Genomic DNA, 3,897 nt, shown 5'->3' with positions numbered 1-3,897 from the left:
TCAACCGTGACAAAGCGCTCTCTAACCCCTGGGCTGCCTGCAAAGACTTATTAATGTTCCCGGACTGCCGCGCTTCTCCCCACTGGCTGCGCAGGCGGGTTACTTCTTCCAAAATACTTTTCTCCTGTTTGGCATATCCCTTCACCGTTTCCACCAGGTTAGGGATCAGGTCCGCCCGCCTTTGATATTGATTCTCCACCTGTGCCCATGCTGTCTTGGCCTCTTCCTGGGCGCTTACTAAACCATTGTAGATGCCAAACCCCCCAATGACCAAGACCCCGATAATTACTAACGGAATGAGAATTACCAATGCCTTGTTCATGGGACCCCCTTGTTAAATAAAAATGATTTTTCCAAAAGTATTCATAATTGATGATCTCGTAAAAAGTCGGAAAAGCCGTCACTCCTGCGAAAGCAGTCCGCCTCAGGCGGACAGAACCAGTTGAATTAACTGGATTCCCGCTTTCGCGGGAATGACAAAAATGGGACAACAAGGACTTTTTACGAATCCATCACAATTTATCACGGGAAAAGATTTATTTCAATAAAACTCATGACTATAATTTGACTTCTACTGAACAATTGGTTATTGTAAAATTCATTAGGACGCAGATAAGCGCAGATAAATACATAAAAACCGTAAGTCGCAAGGCGTCAGGCGCCCTGCGTTCTCTGCTCCCTTTGCGCTGAATGATCTGAAGGGAAAGGAAATTCCATGCGCTCCGACGGAAGAAAGTCTCTCCAGATGCGTCCGGTAAAAATCACTCGCCACTTCCTCAAACATCCGGAAGGGTCTATTCTCATTGAATTGGGCGAGACCAAAGTCATCTGCACTGCCAGCGTGGAGGAAGATGTTCCCAGGTTTCTTAAAAATTCAAACCAGGGATGGGTTACCTCCGAATACTCTATGATTCCTCGTTCCACCCAAACCCGTATGACCCGGGAATCCGCCACCGGAAGGATCGGCGGGCGGACCCACGAGATCCAGCGCTTGATCGGCCGGTCCCTTCGTTCGGTTGTGGACCTTTTTTCTTTCGGCAAACGAACCATCTGGATCGACTGCGACGTCATCCAGGCCGATGGAGGAACGCGCACTGCCTCCATAACAGGAGCTTTTGTAGCCCTGGCCGAGGCCTTGGCGGTCTTAAGGAAAAAAGACCTTCTGACTGCACCCCCCCTGAGAGAAACGGTAGCTGCCATCTCGGTAGGGATGATCGGGGGAAAAATTTTGCTGGACTTAAACTACGAAGAGGACTCGCAGGCCGACGTTGACATGAACTTCGTCATGATTGGAAGCGGTGGTCTCGTGGAAGTCCAGGGAACGGCCGAACGCACTCCTTTCACGGAAAATGATCTCAGGCGGATGATGGTGGCTGCTAAAAAAGCCATCGCTCAGCTCACCAGGATCCAAAAAAAATCTTTGGGAAATACACGGGGGTTGTGGAAACATTGAAGGCCAGGCAAAAGGATGCTCCCAAGGAAGTCGTCATCGCCACCCGCAATCTGGGAAAGCTTCGCGAGATGGAGGCCATCCTGGATCCCCTCTCCCTCAAACTCCTTTCCTTAAAAGATTTTCCTGAAATCCCAGAGGTCGTCGAAGATGGAACTACCTTTGCTGAAAACGCCGGTAAAAAAGCCCGGACCATCGCCCGTTTAACTGGGCGCTTTGCTATTGCTGATGACTCGGGGATATGTGTGGATGCTTTGCAAGGACGTCCGGGGATTTTTTCATCGCGGTTTGCCGGCGATGAGGCCTCGGATCGGGAAAGGTATCAAAAGTTATTGGACGAAATGACTGGGGTACCGGAAGGTCAAAGGGGAGCTGAATTTATTTGTGTTATGGCCATTGTTTCCCCTGAGGGAGAGATGCAAACCGTGGAAGGGAAATGCCGGGGGAGGATCACTTTTACCCCGCAAGGAAAGCATGGTTTCGGGTTTGACCCAATCTTTTTTGTTCCCGAGTTTGGCAAGACCATGGCAGAGCTTGAGCCAGAGGTAAAAAATCAGATCAGCCATCGGGCCCAGGCCCTAAAAAAGCTAAAACTCATTCTGCCGCAGTTTCTCGCCTAATCGCTCCTTGCCTTCCTTCTCCATCTCATGGTATAAAAATAACCTAAATTGTGAGGGCGCAAGGGGTAAATGGGTAGATGCGTATAGATGTTGACGCATTCACGCTTCAACGCTTCTACCCATTGACTAATCGTCGGGGCGTAGCGCAGCCTGGTAGCGCACCTGTCTTGGGCGCAGGGGGTCGGAGGTTCAAATCCTCTCGCCCCGACCATATTTTACTTGCCCTCTGTCCTTTCATTATTTCACTCGAACCCTTGAATCCTTGGACCCGTGAACCCTTTCTTTCCGTTCTTTAAAAAAATTAATCCCGTGCATAATTTGGTAAGTCACTAAGAAAAAAAGAGTGACGCAACAACCTCCCAAAAAATCGATAACCTTTTTCATCTTCTTACCGGTTTCCGCCCCCATCCCCCCATGAAATGCATGTGCAGATGATACACCACCTGACCAGCCTCCCGGCCGTTGTTCATCATCAGCCGATAGCCAGACTGGACTCCATGTTGTTCCGCCATACGCTTGGCGGCAAGCACCATCTTAGATACAACTCCGACATTTTTTTCATCCAGAGCATTGATTGAGTCAATATGCTTTCTGGGAACGATCAGGAGGTGAACCGGGGCTTCCGGATTAATATCCTTAAAAACGGCCAGATCCTCATCTTCATAGAGAATCTCAGCCGGCAATTCATGGGCGACAATATGACAGAAAATGCAGGTCATCAGCTTCCCCCATAACATAAATAATCGATTTTAGATTCTCCATTTACCACAACAACTCTCAAAAAGCAACGAATTAAGATTAGCAAAGATTATAGCGCAGAGCGAAACTAAGCAAATTTAAGCAAATAACGCAAATAACCCATTTTACCTATCGCCCATTGCCTATAGCCTCTTCCTTATTGCCTTTCTCCCTATATTTATTTGACAAGTCGATCCAAAAATGCTAAAAGAAAACCTGGCGCCTGTAGCTCAACCGGATAGAGCAACAGCCTTCTAAGCTGTGGGCCGGGGGTTCGAGTCCCTCCAGGCGCGCCAGTGGAGTCAGTTGTCCTGTATTCAAGTTAAGCCCCCTCACCCTTCCCCTCTCCCCCGCAAACGGGGGAGAGGGCGGGGGTGAGGGGGTAGGATAAAAAGTCAATTTCCTATACAATTAAATTATTCCCGCTTCTTTGTGGTGAGTGTAGCTCAGTTGGTTAGAGCACTGGGTTGTGGACCCAGCGGTCGTGGGTTCGAATCCCATCACTCACCCCAAGCGCCCGTAGCTCAGTTGGATAGAGCGTCGGACTTCGAATCCGCAGGTCGCCCGTTCGAGCCGGGCCGGGCGCGCCAATAATTTCAAGAAGTTAACTCTCTTAACTTAACTCCTTATCTTTTTATTTCTAACATATTTCTAACTAATTTTGATTTACCCCTTCTTCTGGCCATCCGTATTACCCTCATAAAACTCTTCGGATCCTGTTTCTCGTTGAAGGATTTTGTTATGCTGAAAAATGTGTCAATCTTTGTTTTTAGTTCAACAATCGATCGTAGGAGAATATCATTTCACAGTACACTGTCCGCCATGCCAAACATTGCTTGGTAAACCGGGGGTAAAGAAGGGAGACCCCCTAATTGGCCAATGGAAAAGGTGAGCCGTTAAAATCACGGCAAGTATACGGGAGGGGAAAAATCACTTGTCAAAGGTGCCATTTCTGCCCTCCAAAACAGGGTTGGAGGCTTCAATAGGCCCAGTTCAAGGCATACCAAATTGGACATAATTTTGCGTTATTATGGATATTGTATATTTTCTTAAAGAAATTGCATGATTATCTTGAAATTGGCTTTTTGC

The 3,897-nt window shown here is 48.0% G+C and carries 4 protein-coding genes and 4 tRNA genes; 6 read left to right on the top strand and 2 right to left on the bottom strand.

Annotated elements, in window-relative coordinates; genetic code table 11:
• A partial coding sequence (locus Q7V48_00670) for a LemA family protein (GenBank protein ID MDO9209254.1) occupies window positions 1-322 on the bottom strand: 322 nt, incomplete at its 3' end.
• Between the two features lie 393 nt (window positions 323-715).
• On the opposite strand from Q7V48_00670, the gene rph reads away from it, so the two are divergent.
• From rph to Q7V48_00655, 3 genes are all read left to right on the top strand, one after another.
• Entirely contained in the window at window positions 716-1,453 is a 738-nt protein-coding gene (gene rph, locus Q7V48_00665) for a ribonuclease PH (GenBank protein ID MDO9209253.1), read from the top strand.
• Window positions 1,441-2,070 carry an XTP/dITP diphosphatase gene (locus Q7V48_00660; GenBank protein ID MDO9209252.1) on the top strand — a complete coding sequence of 210 codons (630 nt, stop codon included), beginning with the start codon at window positions 1,441-1,443 and terminating at the stop codon, window positions 2,068-2,070. Before rph ends, Q7V48_00660 begins: the two co-directional genes overlap by 13 nt.
• A 134-nt stretch (window positions 2,071-2,204) precedes the next feature.
• Window positions 2,205-2,281 (top strand) — tRNA-Pro (locus tag Q7V48_00655).
• A 169-nt stretch (window positions 2,282-2,450) separates the two neighbouring features.
• On the opposite strand, the gene Q7V48_00650 is transcribed toward Q7V48_00655, so the two are convergent.
• Window positions 2,451-2,789 carry a histidine triad nucleotide-binding protein gene (locus tag Q7V48_00650; GenBank protein MDO9209251.1) on the bottom strand — a complete coding sequence of 113 codons (339 nt, stop codon included), beginning with the start codon at window positions 2,787-2,789 and terminating at the stop codon, window positions 2,451-2,453.
• Between the two features lie 238 nt (window positions 2,790-3,027).
• Here Q7V48_00650 and Q7V48_00645 point away from each other — a divergent pair.
• The 3 genes from Q7V48_00645 (at window position 3,028) to Q7V48_00635 (ending at window position 3,398) form a co-directional block, all read left to right on the top strand.
• Window positions 3,028-3,104: transfer RNA gene (locus tag Q7V48_00645), tRNA-Arg, on the top strand.
• Between the two features lie 139 nt (window positions 3,105-3,243).
• Window positions 3,244-3,320, top strand: a tRNA-His gene (locus Q7V48_00640).
• A 1-nt stretch (window position 3,321) separates the two neighbouring features.
• Window positions 3,322-3,398, top strand: a tRNA-Arg gene (locus Q7V48_00635).
• The last annotated feature ends 499 nt before the right edge of the window (window positions 3,399-3,897 follow it).

The organism is Deltaproteobacteria bacterium (genome assembly GCA_030654105.1).
GTDB lineage: Bacteria > Desulfobacterota > SM23-61 > SM23-61 > SM23-61 > JAHJQK01.
Note: the sequence above shows the minus strand (reverse complement) of the source record. Positions and strands in the feature narration are given on the sequence as shown.